Origin of the sequence: Pseudomonas sp. CCOS 191 (genome assembly GCF_001007005.1) — a bacterium.
Lineage (GTDB): Bacteria > Pseudomonadota > Gammaproteobacteria > Pseudomonadales > Pseudomonadaceae > Aquipseudomonas > Aquipseudomonas soli.
This window is the reverse complement of sequence record NZ_LN847264.1, coordinates 5,384,655-5,405,722: the sequence shown is the minus strand read 5'-3', so window position 1 is coordinate 5,405,722 and position 21,068 is coordinate 5,384,655. Positions and strand designations below refer to the sequence as shown.

General features: G+C 65.3%; 21 protein-coding genes. 7 read left to right on the top strand and 14 right to left on the bottom strand.

Annotation, left to right across the window (positions count from 1 at the left end; all coding sequences use genetic code 11):
- Window positions 1–150: 150 nt before the first annotated feature.
- From CCOS191_RS24100 to exaC, 9 genes are all read right to left on the bottom strand, one after another.
- On the bottom strand, window positions 151–849 hold the full coding sequence (locus CCOS191_RS24100) for a LexA family transcriptional regulator (RefSeq protein WP_046857300.1): 699 nt from the start codon (window positions 847–849) through the stop codon (window positions 151–153).
- A gap of 221 nt (window positions 850–1,070) precedes the next feature.
- Complete coding sequence (ppa, locus tag CCOS191_RS24095; RefSeq protein ID WP_003255365.1) at window positions 1,071–1,598, bottom strand: inorganic diphosphatase; 528 nt, start codon at window positions 1,596–1,598, stop codon at window positions 1,071–1,073.
- A 91-nt stretch (window positions 1,599–1,689) separates the two neighbouring features.
- Complete coding sequence (locus tag CCOS191_RS24090) at window positions 1,690–2,505, bottom strand: zinc-dependent peptidase (protein ID WP_046857299.1); 816 nt, start codon at window positions 2,503–2,505, stop codon at window positions 1,690–1,692.
- A gap of 7 nt (window positions 2,506–2,512) precedes the next feature.
- Window positions 2,513–3,160 carry a DedA family protein gene (locus tag CCOS191_RS24085; RefSeq protein WP_046857914.1) on the bottom strand — a complete coding sequence of 216 codons (648 nt, stop codon included), beginning with the start codon at window positions 3,158–3,160 and terminating at the stop codon, window positions 2,513–2,515.
- Window positions 3,161–3,412: 252 nt separating this feature from the next.
- On the bottom strand, window positions 3,413–3,871 hold the full coding sequence (locus tag CCOS191_RS24080; RefSeq protein ID WP_023629652.1) for a GNAT family N-acetyltransferase: 459 nt from the start codon (window positions 3,869–3,871) through the stop codon (window positions 3,413–3,415).
- Between the two features lie 107 nt (window positions 3,872–3,978).
- A complete protein-coding gene (eutC, locus tag CCOS191_RS24075) occupies window positions 3,979–4,797 on the bottom strand; it encodes an ethanolamine ammonia-lyase subunit EutC (RefSeq protein WP_046857298.1) in 819 nt (272 codons plus the stop codon).
- Window positions 4,798–4,805: 8 nt separating this feature from the next.
- Entirely contained in the window at window positions 4,806–6,200 is a 1,395-nt protein-coding gene (locus CCOS191_RS24070; RefSeq protein WP_038707272.1) for an ethanolamine ammonia-lyase subunit EutB, read from the bottom strand.
- 49 nt (window positions 6,201–6,249) lie between these two features.
- Entirely contained in the window at window positions 6,250–7,698 is a 1,449-nt protein-coding gene (gene eat / locus CCOS191_RS24065; RefSeq protein ID WP_046857297.1) for an ethanolamine permease, read from the bottom strand.
- Between the two features lie 237 nt (window positions 7,699–7,935).
- Window positions 7,936–9,456, bottom strand: coding sequence for an acetaldehyde dehydrogenase ExaC (gene exaC, locus CCOS191_RS24060; RefSeq protein ID WP_046857296.1), 1,521 nt, complete (start codon window positions 9,454–9,456; stop codon window positions 7,936–7,938).
- Window positions 9,457–9,723: 267 nt separating this feature from the next.
- Between exaC and CCOS191_RS24055 the strand changes: the two genes are divergently transcribed.
- The 4 genes from CCOS191_RS24055 to CCOS191_RS24040 all read left to right on the top strand — a co-directional run bounded on the left by CCOS191_RS24055 (window position 9,724) and on the right by CCOS191_RS24040 (window position 14,011).
- On the top strand, window positions 9,724–11,685 hold the full coding sequence (locus CCOS191_RS24055; protein WP_046857295.1) for a sigma-54-dependent Fis family transcriptional regulator: 1,962 nt from the start codon (window positions 9,724–9,726) through the stop codon (window positions 11,683–11,685).
- Between the two features lie 66 nt (window positions 11,686–11,751).
- Window positions 11,752–13,101: a UDP-N-acetylmuramate:L-alanyl-gamma-D-glutamyl-meso-diaminopimelate ligase gene (gene mpl, locus CCOS191_RS24050; protein WP_046857294.1), complete on the top strand. Its 1,350-nt coding sequence runs from the start codon at window positions 11,752–11,754 to the stop codon at window positions 13,099–13,101.
- The gene (gene ubiX / locus CCOS191_RS24045; RefSeq protein ID WP_046857293.1) at window positions 13,098–13,727 is read left to right on the top strand and encodes a flavin prenyltransferase UbiX; all 630 of its coding nucleotides are present in this window, start codon (window positions 13,098–13,100) and stop codon (window positions 13,725–13,727) included. Before mpl ends, ubiX begins: the two co-directional genes overlap by 4 nt.
- Window positions 13,724–14,011, top strand: coding sequence for a YceK/YidQ family lipoprotein (locus CCOS191_RS24040; protein ID WP_046857292.1), 288 nt, complete (start codon window positions 13,724–13,726; stop codon window positions 14,009–14,011). Before ubiX ends, CCOS191_RS24040 begins: the two co-directional genes overlap by 4 nt.
- 108 nt (window positions 14,012–14,119) lie before the next feature.
- Here CCOS191_RS24040 and CCOS191_RS24035 read toward each other — a convergent pair whose 3' ends face one another.
- The 3 genes from CCOS191_RS24035 to CCOS191_RS24025 all read right to left on the bottom strand — a co-directional run bounded on the left by CCOS191_RS24035 (window position 14,120) and on the right by CCOS191_RS24025 (window position 17,087).
- Complete coding sequence (locus CCOS191_RS24035; RefSeq protein WP_046857291.1) at window positions 14,120–14,764, bottom strand: oxidoreductase; 645 nt, start codon at window positions 14,762–14,764, stop codon at window positions 14,120–14,122.
- A gap of 27 nt (window positions 14,765–14,791) precedes the next feature.
- Window positions 14,792–16,525, bottom strand: coding sequence for a C13 family peptidase (locus CCOS191_RS24030; RefSeq protein ID WP_046857290.1), 1,734 nt, complete (start codon window positions 16,523–16,525; stop codon window positions 14,792–14,794).
- Between the two features lie 106 nt (window positions 16,526–16,631).
- Entirely contained in the window at window positions 16,632–17,087 is a 456-nt protein-coding gene (locus CCOS191_RS24025) for a MaoC family dehydratase (RefSeq protein ID WP_046857289.1), read from the bottom strand.
- Between the two features lie 151 nt (window positions 17,088–17,238).
- Here CCOS191_RS24025 and CCOS191_RS24020 point away from each other — a divergent pair, with 151 nt between their 5' ends.
- The 3 genes from CCOS191_RS24020 to CCOS191_RS24010 are packed head-to-tail and all read left to right on the top strand — an operon-like array spanning window position 17,239 to window position 18,914.
- Entirely contained in the window at window positions 17,239–17,601 is a 363-nt protein-coding gene (locus CCOS191_RS24020; RefSeq protein WP_046857288.1) for a CidA/LrgA family protein, read from the top strand.
- A complete protein-coding gene (locus tag CCOS191_RS24015; RefSeq protein ID WP_046857287.1) occupies window positions 17,598–18,314 on the top strand; it encodes an LrgB family protein in 717 nt (238 codons plus the stop codon). Before CCOS191_RS24020 ends, CCOS191_RS24015 begins: the two co-directional genes overlap by 4 nt.
- A 9-nt stretch (window positions 18,315–18,323) precedes the next feature.
- The gene (locus CCOS191_RS24010) at window positions 18,324–18,914 is read left to right on the top strand and encodes an LON peptidase substrate-binding domain-containing protein (protein WP_046857286.1); all 591 of its coding nucleotides are present in this window, start codon (window positions 18,324–18,326) and stop codon (window positions 18,912–18,914) included.
- 54 nt (window positions 18,915–18,968) lie between these two features.
- Here CCOS191_RS24010 and CCOS191_RS24005 read toward each other — a convergent pair whose 3' ends face one another.
- A complete protein-coding gene (locus CCOS191_RS24005) occupies window positions 18,969–20,285 on the bottom strand; it encodes a bifunctional DedA family/phosphatase PAP2 family protein (RefSeq protein ID WP_046857285.1) in 1,317 nt (438 codons plus the stop codon).
- Window positions 20,286–20,288: 3 nt separating this feature from the next.
- Complete coding sequence (locus tag CCOS191_RS24000; protein WP_046857284.1) at window positions 20,289–20,981, bottom strand: DNA-3-methyladenine glycosylase; 693 nt, start codon at window positions 20,979–20,981, stop codon at window positions 20,289–20,291.
- Window positions 20,982–21,068 lie beyond the last annotated feature (87 nt).

Here is a 21,068-nt window from a genome sequence, read left to right as displayed (position 1 = left end):
TGGCAACATGGCCTGAAAAAGATGGCGGACGGCTGTGTGAGGCGTCGCCAGGCCCTCTGGAATGCGGCTTGCACCATCAGGGGGCATGATGTGCCGCGTAGCATACCCGTGTGCGGGGCACCTGCCCAGCAAAAAGTGGTGCGAGGTGTTTCAGCCCGGACGCGCAGGGTGCAGGCATGACCACCAGAACACCCAGCCGAGGATTTCCAGCTTCTGCACGCGGCGTTGATAGGCGGTGTAGCGTTCGCTGGGGTGGTTGAGGCGGTCATGGCTGTGCAGGCACAGCGTACCGTTCTGGCCAACGGAGAGACGCTGAACACGCAGGCGGCCATTGTGCAGCAGCGCATAGCACTCGCCCTCCACGATGCGGGTAAAGCCGCGGTCGATGGCCAGCAGGGTGCCTTGGGGCAGCAAGGGGGCCATGTTGTTGCCCGGCATGCCGAGGCAGATGGCTTTCTCCGCAGAGACCTGCACGGCCTCCAGGGCCCGGCGGGGAAGCGGCTGGTAGTGCCCAGGCAGGGCTTGCAGGCGACCTTGCTCCACGTGATGCAGGGGCAGATGCGCCATGTCAGTGTCCAGGGCCAGCAGTGGCGGCGGCAAGGGGGGGGGCGAAGAGGCGGAGCTTGCGCAGACAAGCGGGGTCGGATGCTTCGGGCCTTCGCCACTGCGCAGCCAGCGCTTGCGTACGCAGAACAGGTCGGCCAGTTCCTCGAGCCTGGCCAGGGGCACGCCGCGTTTGAACCAGTTGTTGACGTGCTGCGGCGTGATCCTGCGCTGCGCGGCAAAGTCGGAAGGGGTCAGGTTGCACTCCAGCAGGAGGGCTTTGAGACGGTCACCGGATGTTTTCATGATGGCGAGTCTATCGCCCGTTGAACGGTGTGGAAATCAACCCGATGTCGAGGGTATTTGTAGGAAACGTGGCGGTTTGTAGGGGGTTGCTTAGGATTCGGTAGGAAGATTCGATACGGTCCTCAAATGCAGAGCCAAAACGCTGCCTCAGGCCCGCTGCCGGGTGGCTGACGGCGCCCATAAAAAAACCCTGCCGGAGCAGGGTTTTCTTCGTGTCAGGTTCAGCCCTTGTAGGCTGCGACCGACTTGGTGATCGCGGCGCGGGCGGCGTCGGCGCCTTCCCAGCCTTCGATCTTGACCCACTTGCCCTTCTCGAGATCCTTGTAGTTCGCGAAGAAGTGCTCGATCTGCTGGATCAGCAGGGCAGGCAGGTCGGTGTATTCCTTCACGTCGACATACAGCTGCGACAGCTTGTCGTGAGGAACGGCGATGACCTTGGCGTCGCCGCCGCCGTCGTCGGTCATGTTCAGCACGCCAACCGGGCGGGCGCGGATCACCGAGCCTGGGGCGACCGGGTACGGGGTCACGACCAGCACGTCCAGCGGATCACCGTCGTCGGCCAGGGTGTTGGGGATGAAGCCGTAGTTGGCCGGGTAGAACATCGGGGTGGCCATGAAGCGGTCGACGAACAGGGTGTCGCTGTCCTTGTCGATCTCGTACTTGATCGGCGCGTGGTTGGCCGGGATCTCGATGGCGACGTAGATGTCGTTCGGCAGGTCTTTGCCGGCTGGAATCTTGCTGTAGCTCATTGGGCAATGCCCCCGTGTTTGATCAAAAAAGTGGCGGCGATTATAGGCACATTCCCACATTGGGTGCCACGCCCGGCCTGATGCGCGGCGTTCAGCCGTGGCTGGCGCGGTAGTCCGGGTGCTCGGCCTGCAGACGTGCCAAGCGGCCCAGCGGATCCTGGCGGTAGAACAGCGATAGCTGCTGGTAGACCTTCGGGTAGGCCTCATGCAGCAGGTCGGGAGCGCTGAAGAAGTATTCGCTGGTGACGGCGAAGAACTCGGCCGGGTTTTCCGCGGCATAGGGGTCGATGGCCGTCTCGGCGTCGGGGTTGGCGTCGAGCTGGCGGTTCAGCTCGTCGTAGGCCTGCTGCATGGCCTGGGCCCAGTCCTCCACGCGCATGCCGTTGTGCAAGGGCGGCAGGCCGTTGGCATCGCCGTTGAGCATGTCCAGCTTGTGCGCCAGTTCGTGGATGACCAGGTTGTAGGCCTCCCAGCCGCCGCTGCCCAGGACACCGGGCCAGGCGAGGATCACCGGCCCCTGCTGCCAGGCTTCGCCGCTGTGCTCGGCGTCCCAGACATGCTCGACCCCGCTGCTATCGCGGTGGCGCTGGGGGCTCTTGAAGTCGTCGGGGTAGAGGATGATCTCGTGGAAGCCCTGGTACCAGTTCAGTTCGCCCAGGTGCAGCAGCGGCAGCTGGGCCTGGGCGGCGAGGAACAGGCGATGCTCGTCGTCCAGCTCGACGCCGGGCAGGGTGGTCAGGTGCTTGTCGTGCAGGAACAGCACGCAGGCGTCACGCAACCAGCGGTCTTCTTCGTCGCTGATGCCGTCGAGCAGCGGCAGGCGATCACGGATCACCTGCCACAGCTGTGGATCGACCGGATAGCGGGCCAGGGTGCGCCGGCGCCGCCAGGCGCTGAACGACCACATGCCCAGGTCAGTGGGCCTTCGCCGTGCGACCGAAGCGGCCGCGCAGCAGGCCAAGGATCATCGGTATCAGCGACAGCAGGATGATCGCCACCACCATCAGCGACAGGTGCTGCTTGATGAACGGCACGTTGCCGAAGAAGTAGCCCAGGGTCACCAGGCCGCCCACCCACAGCAGCGAGCCGGCCACGCTGAAGGCCAGGAAGCGCGGGTAGTGCATGTGGGCGATACCGGCGACGAACGGCGCGAAGGTACGCAGGATCGGCAGGAAGCGCGCCAGGGTGACGGTCTTGCCGCCATGGCGCTCGTAGAAATCGTGGGTGCGCTGCAGGTAGTCCTTGCGGAAGATCTTCGAGTTGGGGTTGCGGAACAGACGCTCGCCCGCCGTGCGCCCGATCACGTAGTTGGTGCTGTCGCCGAGGATTGCCGCGGCCATCAGCAGGCCGGCCAGCAGTACCGGGTCCATCCCGCCACCGGCGGCCACGGCGCCGGCGATGAACAGCAGCGAGTCACCCGGCAGGAACGGCATGACCACCAGGCCGGTCTCGCAGAAGATCACGGCGAAGAGGATGGCGTAGATCCAGGGACCGTAGTTGTTGACCAGCAGATCGAGGTAGGCATCGAGATGCAGGATGAGGTCCAGCGGGTTGAAATCCATGTACAGCACCTGTGTTCTTGACCCGCTTCCACGGGCACGCGATGACGGACAGCGCCATGGTTGGGGAGGGTTTACCGGTTGTGCCGGTAACTTTTCGCACATGACAGGAGGGGGATTATACGGCGAAGTCCGGATTGTGCCCGGAGAGTTTGTAGCGAGGGGTTACGACTGCCTGATCGCGTGCGTGGGAGCGGACTTGCCCCGCGCTGGGGCCATCGCGGGACAAGCCCGCTCCCACGGTACGTAGCTTGCTCAATCCTGGCTGATCGGCAGGATGTAGTTCTCGAACTCGGTGTCTTTGCGAAAGCCCATGGATTCATAGGTCTTGCGCGCCACCTCGTTGTCGCTGCTGGTGGACACGCGCATGCGCACGGCGTTGGATTTCTTGGCCATTTTCTTGGCCTCGCGCATCAGGTTGTCGGCTACCAGCATGCGCCGCGAGTCCTCGGCCACATAGATATCGTTGAGGATCCACACGCGCTTGAGCGACAGCGACGAGAAGCTCGGGTAGAGCTGGCAGAAGCCCATCAGGCGGTCATCGCCATCATCCGGCAGGGCCAGGTAGATGATCGATTCCTTGCGCTTGAGGCGCTTCTCGAGGAAGGCCCGCGAACTGTCCGGGTAAGGCAGTTGCCCATAGAACTCGCGGTATTTCACGAACAGTGGGGTGAGCAGGTCAAGGTGTTCCAAGGTTGCCTGGATGATGCGCATGGGCGGGCCTCTGAGTCCATTGGGAATACGGCGGATTGCCAGCAGCGTCCACTGGCATGCTGCCTAAAGCAGGCTAGAAGCGCAATCCGCCTTCGGTGACATGTTTTTTACCCTTCACCGAGCAGGAAGTTTCCGCTTTTCCCGGCAGAATCTTCGCTGTCGATACTATGGACCTCGGCTTCGTCCTTTAGATTCACCCCCGACAGCTGGCGCCTGCAGGCCTCGCGCATCAGGTACAGCAGGCGATGAGCGGCCATGCCGTAGCTCAGGCCTTCCAGGCGCACATTGGAGATGCAGTTGCGGTAGGCGTCGGTCAGGCCGACCTTCGGCGCGTAGGTAAAGTACAAACCCAGGCTGTCGGGTGAACTCAGGCCTGGGCGTTCGCCGATCAGCATCACCGTCATGCGCGCGCCGAGCAGTTCGCCCACTTCGTCGGCCACCGCGACCCGACCTTGCTCCACCAGGATCACCGGGGCGCTGCTCCAGCCATCGGCGGCGGCCTGCTCCTCGAAACGGCTCAGGAAGGGCAGGGTGTGGCGGTGCACGGCCAGCGCCGACAGGCCATCGGCAACAACGATGGCCAGGTCGACGCCGCCTGGGTTGGCCTGGGCGTGCTCGCGCAGGCATTGGGCCGAGTCCTCGTGCAGGCGCCGGCCCAGGTCCGGGCGTTGCAGGTACTGGTGGCGGTCGCTGGCGGCGCTGTGCAGCAGCAGGCTGTCGCGCCCGCGGTCGCTGAGTTGCTGGCGCAGGCCGACGTGGTCGAAGGGCAGGTGCACGGCGTCGCGGGCCTGGGCATGGGCGAACTGGAAGTCCAGTTGGGCGCCGGTCGGCAGGCTGATGCCGGTGCGACCCAGGGCGATGCGTGCCGGCGTCAGGTTGCGCAGGGCTAGCCAGGGGTTGTCGGGGGTGGGGGTGTGTCGTTCCATGCTCACCTCTAGGCCAGCTGTGCCAGGGCCTGGCGGAAGGCCGCCGGCAGGTTGTCGCCGAAGCGGATGCGGCCATCGGCCTGGGTGAAGATACCGGTACGTTCCAGCCACGCCTCGAATTCCGGCCCGGGCTTGAGGCCCAGGGTCTGGCGGGCATAGAGCGCGTCGTGGAACGAGGTGGTCTGGTAGTTGAGCATGATGTCGTCGGAACCGGGGATGCCCATGATGAAGTTGATCCCGGCCACGCCCAGCAGGGTCAGCAGGGTGTCCATGTCGTCCTGGTCGGCTTCGGCGTGGTTGGTGTAGCAGATGTCGCAGCCCATCGGCACGCCCAGCAGCTTGCCGCAGAAGTGGTCCTCGAGGCCGGCGCGGATGATCTGCTTGCCGTTGTACAGGTACTCCGGGCCGATGAAGCCGACCACGGTGTTGACCAGGAACGGCTTGAAGTGCCGGGCCACCGCATAGGCGCGGGTTTCGCAGGTCTGCTGGTCGACGCCGTGGTGGGCGTTGGCCGACAAGGCGCTGCCCTGGCCGGTCTCGAAGTACATCAGGTTCTGCCCGACCGTGCCGCGCTTGAGTGACAGGCCGGCCTCGTAGCCCTCCTGCAGCACGTTGAGGTTGATGCCGAAGCCGGCGTTGGCCGCTTCGGTGCCGGCGATGGACTGGAACACCAGGTCCAGCGGCACGCCGCGGTTGATCGCCTCGATCGAGGTGGTGACGTGGGTCAGCACGCAGGACTGGGTGGGGATGTCGTAACGCTGGATGATCGCATCGAGCATTTCCAGCAGCGCGCAGATCGAGGCGATGCTGTCGGTGGCCGGGTTGATGCCGATCATCGCATCGCCGTTACCGTACAGCAGGCCGTCGAGAATGCTCGCGGCGATACCGGCCGGCTCGTCGGTGGGGTGGTTGGGCTGCAGGCGGGTCGACAACCGCCCGCGCAGCCCCATGGTGCCGCGGAATGCGGTGACCACGCGGATCTTCTGCGCCACCAGCACCAGGTCCTGCACGCGCATGATCTTCGACACCGCCGCGGCCATTTCCGGCGTCAAGCCGGGGGCCAGGGCCCTGAGGCTGTGTTCGTCGGCCTGGTCGCTGAGCAGCCAGTCGCGCAAGCCGCCGACGGTCAGGTGGCTGACCGCGGCGAAGGCCGCGGCATCGTGGGTGTCGATGATCAGGCGGGTGACTTCGTCCTGTTCGTAGGGGATCAGCGCTTCACTGAGAAAGTGCTTGAGCGGGATGTTGGCCAAGGCCATCTGCGCGGCCACCCGTTCGCCGTCGTTGCTGGCGGCGACGCCGGCCAGGTAGTCGCCCGAGCGTGCCGGGCTGGCCTTGGCCATCACCTCCTTGAGGCTGTCGAAGCGGTAGACCTGGTGGCCCACGGTATGCGTGAAACTTGCCATACAGAATCTCCAGGGCGCCGCAGGGCTGGCCTGCGGCGCAAGTCGGCAATCAGTGCAGGGCCTCTTCGGCCTTCTGGATCGCGGCGAATTCCTCTTCCGGTGTACCGGCCACCAGGTGGTGGCGGCTGTAGAACGCAAAGTAGGCAATTAATACTGCATAGATCACCGCGGCGCCAATCACCACCCGCGGATCGACCAGGAACCCGGCGACCACGGCGATACAGGCCAGTACCAGGGCCACGCTCGAGGTGAAGATGCCGCCGGGGGTGCGGTACGGACGCTCCATTTTCGGGCGACGGACACGCAGGGTGATGTGCGCGGCCATCATCAGCACGTAGGACAGCGTGGCGCCGAACACCGCCACCAGGATCAGCAGGTCGCCCTGGCCGGTCAGCGACAGGGCGAAGCCGATGATCCCGGGGATCACCAGGGCCAGTACCGGGGCCTTGCTCTTGTTGGTCTCGGACAGTTTGCGTGGCAGGTAGCCGGCGCGGGAAAGCGCGAAGATCTGCCGCGAATAGGCATAGATGATCGAGAAGAAGCTGGCGATCAGGCCGGCCAGGCCCACCAGGTTGACGAAGCCGCCCATCCAGGTCGAACCGCCGTAGGCCTTCGACAGCGCCTCGACCAGCGGGTTGCCCGAGGCCTTGAGGGCTTCGGAACCGGCGCCACCGGGGCCGACCACCAGGATCAACAAGGCGAAGGCCAGCAGCACCAGCATCGCGCCGATCAGGCCACGGGGCAGGTCACGCTTCGGGTTCTTGGTCTCTTCGGCGGCCAGTGGTACGCCTTCGACCGCGAGGAAGAACCAGATCGCATAGGGGATCGCCGCCCAGACACCGACATAGCCGAACGGCAGGAAGCTGCTGGCGCCGACGGCGTCGGTCTTGGCGATGTCGAACAGGTTCGCTGCATCGAAATGCGGCACCATGCCGATCAGGAATACCGCCAGGGCGATGGCGGCAACCGCGGTGATGATGAACATCAGCTTCAGCGCCTCGCCGACGCCGAAGATGTGGATGCCGATGAACACGATGTAGAAGGCCAGGTAGATCATCCAGCCGCCGATGCCGAACAGCGACTGGCAGTAGGCACCGATGAACACGGCGATGGCTGCGGGCGCGATGGCGTACTCGATGAGGATCGCCGTGCCGGTGAGGAAACCGCCCCAGGGGCCGAAGGCGCTGCGGGCGAAGCCGTAGCCGCCGCCGGCGGTGGGGATCATCGACGACAGTTCCGCCAGGGAGAAGCACATGCACAGGTACATGGTGGCCATCAGCAGGGTGGCGAGGAACATGCCGCCCCAGCCGCCTTGTGCCAGGCCGAAGTTCCAGCCGGCGTAGTCGCCGGAGATCACATAGGCCACGCCCAGGCCCACCAGCAGGACCCAGCCGGCGGCGCCTTTCTTCAGTTCACGTTGCTGGAAATAGTCCGAGCCGACCTTTTCGAAGTCGACGGAGGAGCTTGCCGGCGCGCCGGCGGAATGATCGCTTGGCATAGGGTTCACCTGTTTTTCTTCTTGGTGGCCGGAAGGGTTCCGGGCCGATGGTGATAGGTACTGCAGGAAGCGAGCCAGAGCAGGTGCTGCACGGCAACCGCAAATGGCCTGATAACGGTGGTGGCTTCATCGCCGGCAAGCCGGCTCCCACAGAGCACTGCGCAGTCCCTGTGGGAGCCGGCTTGTCGTGGCGACGAACCGCGGCGAAAGGGCTGCAAAGCAGCCCTAATCCACGCTCTAGAAGAAGCCCAGCGGGTTGATGTCGTAGCTCACCAGCAGGTTCTTGGTCTGCTGGTAGTGGTCGAGCATCATCTTGTGGGTTTCACGGCCGACGCCGGACTTCTTGTAGCCACCGAACGCGGCATGCGCCGGGTACAGGTGGTAGCAGTTGGTCCACACGCGGCCGGCCTTGATGCCGCGGCCCATGCGATAGGCGCGGTTGATGTCGCGGGTCCACACGCCGGCGCCCAGGCCGAATTCGGTGTCGTTGGCAATCGCCAGGGCCTCGGCTTCGTCCTTGAAGGTGGTGACGCTGACCACCGGGCCGAAGATCTCCTCCTGGAACACGCGCATCTTGTTGTTGCCCTTGAGCAGGGTCGGCTGGATGTAGTAACCGCTGGCCAGCGCGCCTTCAAGTTGCTCCACCTTGCCGCCGGTAAGCAGCTCGGCGCCCTCTTCCTGGGCGATCTTGAGGTAGGACTGGATCTTCTCGAACTGCTGCTGCGAGGCCTGGGCGCCGACCATGGTGTCGGTGTCCAGTGGGTCGCCGCGCTTGATCTGCAGCACCTTCTTCATCACCACTTCCATGAACTGCGGGTAGATCGATTCCTGCACCAGGGCACGCGACGGGCAGGTGCACACCTCGCCCTGGTTGAAGAACGCCAGCACCATGCCTTCGGCCGCCTTGTCGATGAAGCTCGGCTCGGCCTGCATGATGTCCTCGAAGTACACGTTCGGCGACTTGCCGCCCAGTTCGACGGTGGAGGGGATGATGTTCTCGGCGGCGCATTTCATGATGTGCGCGCCCACCGGAGTGGAGCCGGTGAAAGCGATCTTGGCGATGCGCTTGCTGGTGGCCAGGGCTTCGCCCGCTTCACGGCCGTAGCCTTGCACCACGTTGAGCACGCCCTTGGGCAGCAGGTCGCCGATCAGTTCCATCAGCACGCTGATGCCCAGCGGGGTCTGTTCGGCGGGCTTGAGCACCACGCAGTTGCCGGCGGCCAGGGCCGGGGCGAGCTTCCAGGCGGCCATCAGCAGCGGGAAGTTCCACGGGATGATCTGCCCGACCACGCCCAGCGGCTCATGGATGTGGTAGGCCACGGTGGTTTCGTTGATCTCGGCGGCGCCGCCTTCCTGGGCCCGGATGCAGCCGGCGAAGTAGCGGAAGTGATCGACCGCCAGCGGGATGTCGGCGTTGAGGGTCTCGCGGATCGGCTTGCCGTTGTCCCAGGTTTCGGTGATGGCCAGCAGCTCGAGGTTCTGTTCGATGCGGTCGGCGATGCGCAGCAGGACGTTGGAGCGGTCCTGCACCGAAGTGCGGCCCCAGGCATCGGCGGCGGCGTGGGCCGCGTCGAGGGCCTTTTCGATGTCTTCGGCGCTGGAGCGGGGGAACTCGGCGATCAGCTTGCCGTTGACCGGGGAGGTGTTCTCGAAATACTGCCCCTTTACCGGCGCCACGAACTCACCACCGATGTAGTTGCCGTAGCGGCTCTTGAAGTTGACCTTCGCGCCTTCGGTGCCGGGATGTGCATAACGCATGATGTGTCTCCTGGTCGTTGTGATTGTTGCGGAGTTACCAAGCGTAGAGCAAAGGTCGGGCCAGCGCCTGGAGGCCCTTGTGTATCAATGACTTGGGTCAAGGACGGCGCGGCTATCGAAATGACCTGTACCAGCCTCGGCACGGCCAGGGTGACACTTTGTACCCTTTGCGACACAGGCCGTGACCGCAGGGTCGGTGCAACGTTGCAAAGCGTTCACGCCTGGAGGATGCTGACGGCACGCTCTATCTGCGGAGAACAACAAGAAATGCAGAGCAATCCGTTCAGCCGCCATGCCCAGCAAGTGCTCACGGTCGCCCAAGGCCAGACCAGCGGGCCGGGCAGCGACCCGTCCATCGCCCGCTCCTGGCTGCGCTGCCTGGAGGACTACCACCTCGATCCCGCGCGGGTCCAGGCACCGGTGGTGCTCGAACACGGCCGCCTGCTGGAGAGCCGCGAGCGCCTGCGCCAGGTGCTGCAGATCGCCGACAACGAGATGAACAGCCTGCACCAGCAATTGTCCGGCGCCGGGCACGCGGTGCTGCTGACCGATGCTCGCGGGGTGATCCTCAACTGCGTCACCGCGCCCAGCGAGCGGCGCATCTTCGAGCGTGCCGGGCTGTGGCTCGGCGCCGACTGGAGCGAGGCCCGCGAGGGCACCAACGGTATCGGTACCTGCCTGGTCGAGCGCCAGGCCCTGACCATTCACCAGGACGAGCACTTCCGTGGCCGCCATACCGGGCTGACCTGCTCGGCCAGCCCGGTGTTCGACCCACATGGCGAGTTGCTGGCGGTACTCGATGTGTCGTCTGCGCGGCCCGATGTCTCGCGCCAGAGCCAGTTTCACACCATGGCGCTGGTCAACCTGTCGGCGAAGATGATCGAGAGCTGCTACTTCCTGCGCCACTTCGAGCAGCAATGGCTGCTGCGCTTCCACTTGCAGGCCGAGTCGGTCGGGCTGTTCAGCGAGGGCCTGCTGGCCTTCGATGGTGACGGGCGGATCTGCGCCGCCAACCAGAGTGCGTTGAACCTGCTGGGAACGATCCGCGGTGGAGTGCTGGGCAAGCCATTGGACAGGTTCTTCGCCTGCAGCCACGACGAAATGTTCAGCCGCGCCACTCTCCAGGGCAGCACTGCCTGGCCGCTGTACACCCGCGACGGTCGCCAGGTATTCGCCAGCCTGCGCGGCCAGGCACGGGCGCCGGTGTGGTCAGTGCCGGTGGCCTTGCCCCAGGCCGCTGCGCCGGGTATCTGCCTGCTCGATCCGGCCTTGCGCGAGGACTTCCGTCGCGCCGTGCGAGTGTTCGAGCGTGACGTGCCGCTGCTGTTGCGCGGCGAAACCGGTTGCGGCAAGGAGGCTTTTGCCCAGGCGGTGCACCAGGCCAGCGCACGCCGTGACAAGCCATTCGTGGCGATCAACTGCGCATCGATCCCGGAGAGCCTGATCGAGAGCGAGCTGTTCGGCTATCGCGGCGGCAGCTTCACTGGTGCGCGCAAGGAAGGCATGCGCGGCAAACTGTTGCAGGCCGACGGCGGCACCTTGTTGCTGGACGAGATCGGCGACATGCCGCTGGCCCTGCAGACTCGTTTGCTGCGGGTACTGGAAGAGCGCCAGGTGGTGCCGATCGGTGGTGAGCCGCAGGCGGTGGATGTGCGGATCATCAGCGCCACCCACCGTGACTTGCTGGAACGGGTGGCGCAAGGCGGGTTCCGCGAAGACCTCTACTACCGCCTCAATGGCCTGGAGGTGGCCCTGCCGGCGCTGCGCGAGCGCAGCGACAAGGCGCAGTTGCTCGACTTCCTGCTGGCGCAGGAGGCCGAGGGCCAGGCCATCGGCCTCGACCCGGCCGCCCGACAGGCACTGCTGGCCTTCACCTGGCCGGGTAACGTGCGGCAGATGAGGAATGTACTCCGAACCGTGGTGGCGTTGTGCGAGGAGGGGCGAGTCGAGTATCGGGATCTCCCGCTGGTGGTGCGCAACGTGGGAGCGGCGGCGCGCCGATGCGACTTGCCCCGCGACGGCGCACGACCAGACAACACCGGTGACACTGCCGACGCCATCGCGGGGCAAGCGCGCTCCCACGCCCTCGAAAGTGCCGAACGCCACGCCTTGCTCGGCGCCCTGGAGGCAAACCGCTGGCACATGACCCGCGTCGCCGAGCATCTGGGCATCAGCCGCAATACCTTGTATCGAAAACTGCGCAAACATGGCATAGCAAAGGTCTGCTGAACGAAACAGCGTGTGCGAATTTTCTCGGCCTACGCTACCCTGCCTCGACGTTTTGCGAGGTCGATCATGCACATTCATATTCTCGGTATTTGCGGCACTTTCATGGGTTCGCTGGCGGTGCTGGCCAAGGACCTTGGCCACCGTGTCACCGGCTCCGACGCCAACGTGTATCCGCCGATGAGCACCCAGCTCGAAGCCCAGGGCATCGAGCTGACCCAAGGCTACGATCCGGCCCAGCTGGAGCCGGCACCGGATCTGGTGGTGATCGGCAACGCCATGTCGCGGGGCAACCCGGCGGTGGAGTACGTGCTGAACAAGGGCCTGCCGTACGTATCGGGCCCGCAGTGGCTGGCCGACCATGTGCTGCAGGGGCGCTGGGTACTGGCCGTGGCCGGCACCCATGGCAAGACCACTACCAGCAGCATGCTGGCCTGGGTGCTGGAACACGCCGGCATGAGCCCGGGCTTCCTGATCGGCGGCGTGCCGCAGAACTTCTCGGTGTCGGCGCGCCTGGGCGATACGCCGTTCTTCGTGGTCGAGGCCGACGAGTACGACAGCGCCTTCTTCGACAAGCGCTCCAAGTTCGTGCACTACCATCCGCGCACCGCGATCCTCAACAATCTCGAGTTCGATCACGCGGACATCTTCCCCGACCTGGCGTCCATCGAGCGGCAGTTCCACCATCTGGTGCGCACCATCCCCAGCGAAGGCCTGGTTATCCATCCGACTACCGAGCAGGCACTGGAGCGCGTCATCGGCATGGGCTGCTGGACCCCGGTGCAGACCACGGGCGAGGGTGGTCAGTGGCAGGCGCGCCTGCTCAGCGCCGATGGCTCGCGCTTCGAAGTGCTGTTCGAAGGCCAGGCGCAAGGCGTGGTCGATTGGGCGCTGACCGGCCAACACAACGTCGCCAACGCCCTGGCCACCCTGGCTGCCGCTCGCCATGTCGGCGTCGCGCCGGCCATGGGTATCGAAGGCCTGAGCGCGTTCAAGAGCGTCAAGCGCCGCATGGAACTGGTTGCCGAGGTTCAGGGCGTGACCATCTATGACGACTTTGCCCACCACCCGACCGCCATCGCCACCACCCTAGATGGCCTGCGCAAGCGCGTAGGCGAGGCCCCGGTGATTGCGGTGATCGAGCCGCGCTCCAACTCCATGAAGCTGGGGGCGCACCGCGACGGCCTGCCGGAAAGCGTCAACGACGCCGACCAGGTGATCTGGTACGCACCGCCCAACCTGGGCTGGGACCTGGCCGGCACCGCCGCGCAGTGCAAGGTGCCGAGTGTGGTGGCCGACAGCCTCGAGGCGATCATCGAACGGATCAAGGGCCAAGCCCGCCCGGGCACCCATGTGGTGATCATGAGCAACGGCGGCTTCGGCGGCCTGCACGGCAAGCTGGCCGAGGCGCTGAAGTGAGCGGACCGGAACGCATCACCCTGGCCATGACAGGCGCCTCCGGGGCGCAGTATGGCCTGCGCCTGCTCGATTGCCTGGTGCGCGAGGACCGCGAGGTGCATTTCCTCATCTCCAAGGCCGCGCAACTGGTAATGGCTACAGAGACCGACGTGGTGTTGCCAGCCAAGCCCCAGGCCATGCAGGCGTTCCTGACCGAGTACACCGGCGCGGCCGACGGGCAGATTCGCGTGTATGGCAAGGAGGACTGGATGTCGCCGGTGGCCTCGGGCTCCGGCGCGCCATCGGCGATGGTAGTAGTGCCATGCTCCACCGGCACCTTGTCGGCGATTGCCACCGGTGCCTGCAACAACCTGATCGAGCGGGCGGCCGACGTGACCCTCAAGGAGCGTCGTCAGTTGATCCTGGTTCCGCGCGAGGCACCATTCTCGACCATCCACCTGGAGAACATGCTCAAGCTGTCGCAGATGGGTGCGGTGATCCTGCCGGCGGCACCGGGCTTTTACCACCAGCCGCAGACCATCGACGACCTGGTCGACTTCGTCGTGGCACGCATCCTGAACCTGCTGAATATCCCGCAGGACATGCTGCCGCGCTGGGGCGAGCATCATCATGGGGTCGATGATTGAGGCGGTTTGTGCTGGGGTTGCTGGTGCTGGCCCAGCTCGGTGGCTGCGCCACGGTGCGCACCCTGGATGCCAACAAGCCCGGGGCGCCGGTGGTGTATGCCGGGACACGGCTTGACCTTTACGTGATCAATGGCGGGTGCTGCCCAGACGACCGGTTCGGGGCCGAGGCGCCGGCCTATCCGGGGCTGGACCTGCCGGGCAGCGCGTTGCTCGATACGCTGCTGCTGCCGTTGTCGTTGCTGACAGCGGCGGGGGTGGGGTTCAACGCCACGGGCGGTCTTTGATAACCAAGGGCTGCTGCGCAGCCCAATCGCCGGCAAGCCGGCTCCTACAGGGTTACGCAATCACCTGTGGGAGCCGGCTTGCCGGCGATTGGAGCGGCTCAGGATTGACTATTTCTTCCCCAGCTTGCGCAACTCGTCCGACTCGACCACGCGAATCCCATCCTCCTCCTCCAACGCCAGGCGCCACAGCGCCCGGGCCAGGGTGCAAGCCTCGATGCCGCGGTACTTGCCCGGTATCAGGCGGGCGAACGGTGCGGCCATGCGCTCACCCAGTCGTGGCTCGATTCGCTCGCCCAGCAACAGTGAAGGTCGCACGATGGTCAACTGCGGCCAATCCTGCTGCTTTAGGGCTTCCTCCATCTCGCCCTTGACCCGGTTGTAGAAGATCGACGACTTCGCATCGGCGCCCAGGGCGCTGATCACCAGCAGGTGGCGGGCGCCCAACTCCCGGGCGCGCTTGCTGAAGGCCACGACCATGTCCAGGTCCACGGCGCGGAAGGCCGTCTCGGAGCCGGCCTGCTTGAGGGTGGTGCCCAGGCAGCAGAAGGCGATGTCGACACGGCCGGCCAGTTGCGGGAGAAACATGGCTGGGTCACCCACCGGGTTTTCCAGGTGCGGATGCTCGGCCAGCGGGCGGCGGGTCGGCGCCAGCACGCGGCTGATAGTGGGCTCGTTGAGCAGGCGGTCGAGCAGGTGTTCACCTGTCAGACCCGTGGCACCGGCAAGCAGGACATGCTGAGGCGTCAGGTACATGGTGTGTCTCCCTCGTTACTACACAGCTTAGTGGGCACCAGGGTTTTTTGCCTGATCCCCCGAAGCTGGCTGGGCTTCATTGCGCAGGGCTTGCTCGGCTTGTTGGCGGCGCAGGCGCTGCCAGTGGCTGATCACCGCCGGCGGCGCCCAGAGCTGCGGCTCAGAGGCTTCGAAACCTTCCCTTCGTTCTCGTTCGGCAACGTTTTGCCGCGCCAGTTCAAACGCCTGTTTCAGATCGTCGGTCTGGTTCAATGCCTGGGCGAACAGGGCGTCGCCGAAGTAGGTGAAGTCGGCCTCTTCCGAACAGCCGAATGACACCCGGTCAGGGCGGGCGGCGGTCATGACCAGGGTGCGGTCGTCCTTGAGCGGGGCGATGTAGCCACCGGAGTAGCAGGCGGAGATGACGATCACCTTGTCGCGGTCCTTGAGCGGGGCGAGGGCGCTGGCCAGCTCGTCGGCGGAGAGATCGGCCAGTTGCAGGCGTGGCTGGTCGAGCACCAGTTGGTGGTCGTGGCTGCCATGGCTGGTCAGGTAGATGAATATCAGGTCTTCGGGGCCGCTGCGCTCGGCCAAGGTGCGGGCAGCGCGGGTAATATTCTCGCGGGTGGCCATGGGCCGGTCGGCCAGATGGTCGCGATGGTTGACCAGGGTGATCTGGCCATGGGCGCCGAATCGCACCTTGAGCATGTTGCTGACATAGTCGGCCTCGCGCAGGAACACGCTCTGCTGGCCGTCGCCGGCCACCACCAGGCTGTACAACTGCACCGGCGGGACTGACGCCGGCACCTTGGCCAGCGCATTGGCCAGCAGCTTGCCCTGGTTGAGCAGGGCCAGGTCGAGCGGGTCGGGCAAAAGCTTGCCCTGGGCGTCGCGCACGCGCACGCCGTTGACCCAGGTACCGGCTTCGCTGCGACCGTCCGGGTGGGTCAGCTTGCCACGCCCGTGGTAGGCATCGTCGGCGAAACCGCCGACATACTGGCTACCGTCGGCCAGTTGCAAGGTGCCGGTGCCAGCGAAGCGCCAGTCACGGAAACCACCCTTGTAGCGGCTGCCATCGCTACCCAGCAGTTCGCCCTGGCCGGCCAGTGATCCATCCTTGAAGTCGCCGATCCAGACGTCGCCGTCGGCGCTCTCGTAGCGGCCACGGCCCTCGAGGCGATTGTCCTTGAACTCGCCGATGTACTGTTCGCCGTCGGCGCTGTCGTAGGTGCCGGCACCCTGTAGCTGGCCATCGATGAAGTGGCCGCTGAACTGGTTGCCACTGGCATCGCTGCGCACCCCGGCACCGTTCGGTTTGCCCTTGGCGAACAGGCCCTGGTAGCGGCTGCCGTCAGCCAGCTCCAACTGCCCCGCGCCTTCGTATTGGTCGTCCTTGAACTGGCCGCGGTAGGTCTGGTCGTTTTGCTTGAGGGTGCCTTCGCCATCCCGGCGGCCATGCTTGAAGGTGCCGGCGTAGTGGCTGCCGGGCGTGGTCAGGTCGCCCAGGCCCTGGAACAGGCCTTCACTGAACTGGCCACGGTAGATCTCGCCGTTACTGCCGTGCCATTCACCCTGGCCGTGCCACTGGCCATCCTTGAAGCTGCCGGCGTACCAGCTGCCGTTGGGGTAGTCGATGCGCCCCTCGCCCTGCAGCAGGCCGTTCACCACCTGGCCACGGTAGCGGCCGCCATCGGGCAGGCGCGCGTCCGGCGGAGACAGGGATTCGCCTTCGCCACAGGCGGCGAGCAGCAGGATCAGGGTCAGGGGGAGCAGGGGGCGCATGGCGGCTTCCGGGGAAAACGATGCGCCGAGTATGCCGCAGAATACGCCAGGCCGTGAATTGGGGCGCTGCGCGCCCCGTGCGTCTGTTCCAGGCGCGGTGTGGTGGTCAGACGAAGCAGAGTGACAGTGGTTCGGCGATGTAGGCCGGTTTCTCTTCGCCTTCGATTTCAAGGGTGACTGTGGCCTTGAGCAGCCATTGCCCGGGCTTCTTCTCGGTGGCGTCGGTCAGGTCGACCTTGAGTCGTACCTGGCTGTCGACCTTCACCGGCTGGATGAAGCGCACGCTGTCCAGGCCATAGTTGACCACCATCTTCAGCCCCTCGGGCAGCACGAGGATGTCTTCCATCAACTTGGGGATCAGCGACAGGGTAAGGAAACCATGGGCGATAGTACTGCCGAACGGGGTCTTGGCCGCTTTCACCGGATCGACATGGATGAACTGGAAATCGCCGGTGGCTTCGGCGAACAGGTTGATGCGTTGTTGGTCGATCTTCAGCCATTGGGAACGGCCCAGCTCCTTGCCAACGTACTGCGAAAGCTCTGTAACGGGTACATAGGGCATCGCGACATCTCCAGATTGTCATTTGGTACGAATGTTCAAGATCAGCACGCTGCACCGTTTCAGTCAAGTTGCCCGCTTTTCGCCGAATATCGCCTTATAGGCAATTGCTTAGCGTGCTTATAATGGCCGCCATGTTCTGACGGAGGTCCCTATGCTGTTGCGTGGTCTGACCTGGCTGGTGCTGTTCCAGTTGCTGGGAACGGCGATCAACCACTTGTTCCTGCACATCCTGCCCGGGCCCATCATCGGCCTGTTGCTGCTGCTGGTGTTCCTGATGGTTCGTGGCGAAGTCGGCCAGCCGCTCAACGAAGCCGCTGGCAGCCTGTTGCGCTACCTGCCGCTGCTGCTGGTGCCGCCGGCCGTGGGGGTGATGGTCTATGCCAGGGACATCGCCGCCGACTTCTGGGCCATCGTCGGGGCGCTGTTGATCTCCTGCCTGGCGACCCTGGTGTTCGTCGGCGTGCTGATGCAGAAGCTCATCCAGCGCCAGGGCAGGCACGAGGAGCAGCCATGACCCTCGATTGGCACGGCGCGCTCGACGCGGTCATCCACCATCCCCTGTTCGGTATCGGCATCACACTGGCCGCCTACCAGTTGGTGCTGGCAGGTTATGAAAAGACCCGCTGGATCTTCCTGCAACCGGTGCTGGTGTCGATGCTGGTGGTGATCGGCATCCTGCTTGTCTGCGGCATCGACTACGCCGAGTACCGCAAGAGCACCGAGATCATGAACATCCTCCTGGGCCCGGCCACCGTGGCCCTGGCGGTGCCGCTCTACCTGAACCTGCGGCGGATCCGCCAGCTGTTCTGGCCGACATTTACTACGCTGGTAATCGGAGGCCTGTTCGCCACCGTGGCATGCCTGGCGCTGGGCTGGTGGTTTGGCGCCGAGCACATGATCCTGATGACCATGGCGCCGAAGTCGGTCACCTCGCCGATCGCCATGCTGGTGGCCGAGCAGATTGGTGGCGTGGCGGCCCTGGCTGCGGTGTTCGTGCTGATCACCGGGGTGATCGGCGCGATCTTCGGCCCGGCGCTGCTGAGCCGCTTCGGCGTGCTCAGCCCCGAGGCCCGGGGCATGGCGCTGGGCGTCACCGCTCACGCGGTGGGCACGTCGGTGGCCTTGCAGGAAAGTGACGAATGCGGCGCCTTCGCCGCGCTGGCGATGAGCCTTATGGGAGTGGCCACGGCGGTTTTCCTGCCGTTGGCGGTCAGCCTGGTGGCTTGAGGAATCGAGATGACATTACCGCTGTTTCCCCTCAATACCGTGCTGTTCCCCGGTTGCCTGCTCGATCTGCAGATTTTCGAGGCGCGCTACCTGGACATGATCGGCCGTTGCATGAAGCAGGGTGAAGGCTTCGGCGTGGTATGCATCCTGGAAGGCGAGCAGGTGGGCAAGGCGGCGCCGGTGGTGGCGTCGGTCGGCTGCGAGGCACTGATCCGCGACTTCGTGCAGCAGGACAACGGCCTGCTGGGCATCCGCGTCGAAGGCGTGCGGCGTTTTCGTGTCGAGCGCACCGAGGTGCGGAAGGACCAGTTGATGGTCGGCGAGGTGCAGTGGCTGTCGGAGCTGGCGGACGGACCGTTGCAGGAGCAGGACGATGACCTGCTGGCGCTGCTGCTGGCCCTGGGCGAACACCCGATGGTCGAGGCGCTGGACATGCCGCGGGATGTCGACGGGCGACAGGCATTGGCCAACCAGTTGGCCTACCTGTTGCCGTTCGTGGAAGAGGACAAGCTCGACCTGCTGGCCATCGATTCGCCGCAGTTGAGACTGGAGGCGATCCAGGCATTGTTGGAGCGAATCCAGGGCGAATTGTTCGCCTGAACCATCCAGGCCCGCTCCGATGATCGGCAGGAGCGGGCTGCCCGGTGATGGCCGTCAGTATTGGTAGCGCAGCAGCGCCTTGGGCAGCGCGTGCAGGGCAAAGAACGTCAGCAACGCGATGCACGCTGGCAATACCAGCCACCATACCCGCTGCGGCAGCGCCGTGAGCGGCTGGCGATATTGCACCAGGGTCAGGCTAAGCGCGCACACGCAGCATGCCAGCAGCGCGCCGGCGAGGATATCGGTCGGCCAGTGCGCGCCCAGGTATACCCGCGACAGCGCGATGGCCAGGGCCGGAATGCACCCCAGCAGCACCCAGGTCAGGCGCATGCGCGGCGGTTGGCCGCGCCCGGCCAGCACCGCCAGCACCAGGAAGAAGGCGAACGATGCCGAGCTATGCCCGCTGGGCATGCTGTAGCTGGTCAGCGGGTCGGTCAGCACCTCGGGGCGGGCGCGGGCGAACAACCATTTCAGCGTGCCGTTGGCCAGGGCTGTGCCGATCAGTGTCGCGCCGGCGAACAGCGCGTGGCGCCATTGCCGGGCCAACAGCAACAAGCCCGTGAGCAGGCCACCGAGGAAGAACTGGGTACGGAAGTCGCCCAGGCGGGTAATTACCACCACGGCGCCGTCGATGGCTTGGCTGCGGTGCTCCTGCACCAGGGTCATCACGCCCTGGTCGAATTCGCTCAAGTAGCGCCAGCCGATGAACAGCGCGGCTACCGCCAGGCCACTGAGGGCGGCGATCAGGCGGGTGCCGTGGCGTTGATCGCGGATGCTGGTGCTCAGGCTCAGGCCGATCAGCACCGCCAGGGTGCCCATGACAATCCCCGCGTCCAGCCAGAAGCCCTCCGGCAGTGGCAGGCGCATCGCCGCGCCGGTGGCCCAGCCGGGCAGCAGGTAAGCCACCGACCAGCCAGCGCCAGCCACCAGGCTTACCGCGATGAAGCGCGGCAGTGGCATGTCGAACATGCCGGCGACCATCGGCAGCATCGGCCGCAGCGGGCCGATGAAGCGGCCGACCAGCAGGCTGGCGATACCATAGCGCTGGAAGTACGCCTCGGCGCTGCCGATCCACTCCGGGTGGCTGCGCAGCAACGGCAGGCGGCGGATGTTCTGGTGGAAGTACTTGCCGATGGCATAAGAGATCGCGTCGCCGAGCATGCCGCCGAGGAAACCCAGCAAAAGCGTTTCGCCCAGGCTGAAGGTGCCGCTGCCGGCCAGCACGGCGACCGCGAACAACAGCACGGTGCCGGGCACGATGATGCCGGCGATGGCCAGGCATTCGACGCAGGCCACGATGAAGATTGCCAGGCCCAGCCACTGGGGGTTGGCGCCAAGCCAGGTGGTCAGGCTGTCCAGCCATTGGCCCATGGTTCAGTTTCCTTGTTCAAGCATGAAGAAGTCTTGCCCTTCGACCTGGCCGCGTCGCTGCGGGTTTCGGGTGCAGTGGCGGGCGTAATCGGCATCGACGAAGCGGTAGGGCAAATGTTCGTCGCGGCCATCGGGTATGCCCAGGCGGGTGGTCTGGATCACCCGCGGTACCGCGATGCCGCAATCCTCGACGTACAGGCGCTCGGGGTCGAAACGCCGGGCATCCCAGTGCGGCACCTTCAGGCCCATGGCCCGGCACAGCAGGGTCTGGCCGTTGCACAGGCGCTCGGGCGGGCGCAGGTTGCCGCTGGCGTCGGGGTTGTTCAGTTGCATCCGGGCCAGGCTGTTGGCGTCGGAGATGGCGTCGATCCAGGGGTAGGCGGACTTGATCAGCACCGCGTTGCCCGGGCCCTGGGCGCTGAAGTTCAGTGAGTCGCCGCCGCGGGCGTAGTACATGTAGATATGCCCGCCATCGAGGAACAGCGCCTTGCGCTTCTCGGTGAAACCCAGGGACGCATGGCTGCCCTTGTCGGTGAGGTAGTAGGCCTCGGTTTCGATGATGCGCGCCGCCAGCCAGAGGTCGCCCTGGCGGTGACGGATGACCTTGCCCAGCAGGTCGCGGGCGAGGGTCTGCGCATCGCGATCGAAGAAACTGTCGGGCAGGGCACGGGCCGGGCAGGGGGCTGGGGTGGACATACGGGCGGTTCGTGGCTGTGAAGGCGGGGATGATAGCAATGAATGGCTTAATCGAGGCTGAATCAAGTTGACGCTATCGCGGGGCAA

Coding starts and splice junctions, on each gene's coding strand:
- CCOS191_RS24085 (WP_046857914.1), bottom strand. CDS start 3,160: ATGGATTTCAACCCGCTGGACCTCATCCTGCATCTCGATGCCTACCTC.
- CCOS191_RS24015 (WP_046857287.1), top strand. CDS start 17,598: ATGACCCTCGATTGGCACGGCGCGCTCGACGCGGTCATCCACCATCCC.
- CCOS191_RS24090 (WP_046857299.1), bottom strand. CDS start 2,505: ATGTGGTCGTTCAGCGCCTGGCGGCGCCGGCGCACCCTGGCCCGCTAT.
- mpl (WP_046857294.1), top strand. CDS start 11,752: ATGCACATTCATATTCTCGGTATTTGCGGCACTTTCATGGGTTCGCTG.
- CCOS191_RS24000 (WP_046857284.1), bottom strand. CDS start 20,981: ATGTCCACCCCAGCCCCCTGCCCGGCCCGTGCCCTGCCCGACAGTTTC.
- CCOS191_RS24030 (WP_046857290.1), bottom strand. CDS start 16,525: ATGCGCCCCCTGCTCCCCCTGACCCTGATCCTGCTGCTCGCCGCCTGT.
- CCOS191_RS24035 (WP_046857291.1), bottom strand. CDS start 14,764: ATGTACCTGACGCCTCAGCATGTCCTGCTTGCCGGTGCCACGGGTCTG.
- exaC (WP_046857296.1), bottom strand. CDS start 9,456: ATGCGTTATGCACATCCCGGCACCGAAGGCGCGAAGGTCAACTTCAAG.
- CCOS191_RS24010 (WP_046857286.1), top strand. CDS start 18,324: ATGACATTACCGCTGTTTCCCCTCAATACCGTGCTGTTCCCCGGTTGC.
- eutC (WP_046857298.1), bottom strand. CDS start 4,797: ATGGAACGACACACCCCCACCCCCGACAACCCCTGGCTAGCCCTGCGC.
- CCOS191_RS24055 (WP_046857295.1), top strand. CDS start 9,724: ATGCAGAGCAATCCGTTCAGCCGCCATGCCCAGCAAGTGCTCACGGTC.
- CCOS191_RS24025 (WP_046857289.1), bottom strand. CDS start 17,087: ATGCCCTATGTACCCGTTACAGAGCTTTCGCAGTACGTTGGCAAGGAG.
- CCOS191_RS24005 (WP_046857285.1), bottom strand. CDS start 20,285: ATGGGCCAATGGCTGGACAGCCTGACCACCTGGCTTGGCGCCAACCCC.
- CCOS191_RS24100 (WP_046857300.1), bottom strand. CDS start 849: ATGAAAACATCCGGTGACCGTCTCAAAGCCCTCCTGCTGGAGTGCAAC.
- CCOS191_RS24020 (WP_046857288.1), top strand. CDS start 17,239: ATGCTGTTGCGTGGTCTGACCTGGCTGGTGCTGTTCCAGTTGCTGGGA.
- ppa (WP_003255365.1), bottom strand. CDS start 1,598: ATGAGCTACAGCAAGATTCCAGCCGGCAAAGACCTGCCGAACGACATC.
- CCOS191_RS24080 (WP_023629652.1), bottom strand. CDS start 3,871: ATGCGCATCATCCAGGCAACCTTGGAACACCTTGACCTGCTCACCCCA.
- eat (WP_046857297.1), bottom strand. CDS start 7,698: ATGCCAAGCGATCATTCCGCCGGCGCGCCGGCAAGCTCCTCCGTCGAC.
- CCOS191_RS24070 (WP_038707272.1), bottom strand. CDS start 6,200: ATGGCAAGTTTCACGCATACCGTGGGCCACCAGGTCTACCGCTTCGAC.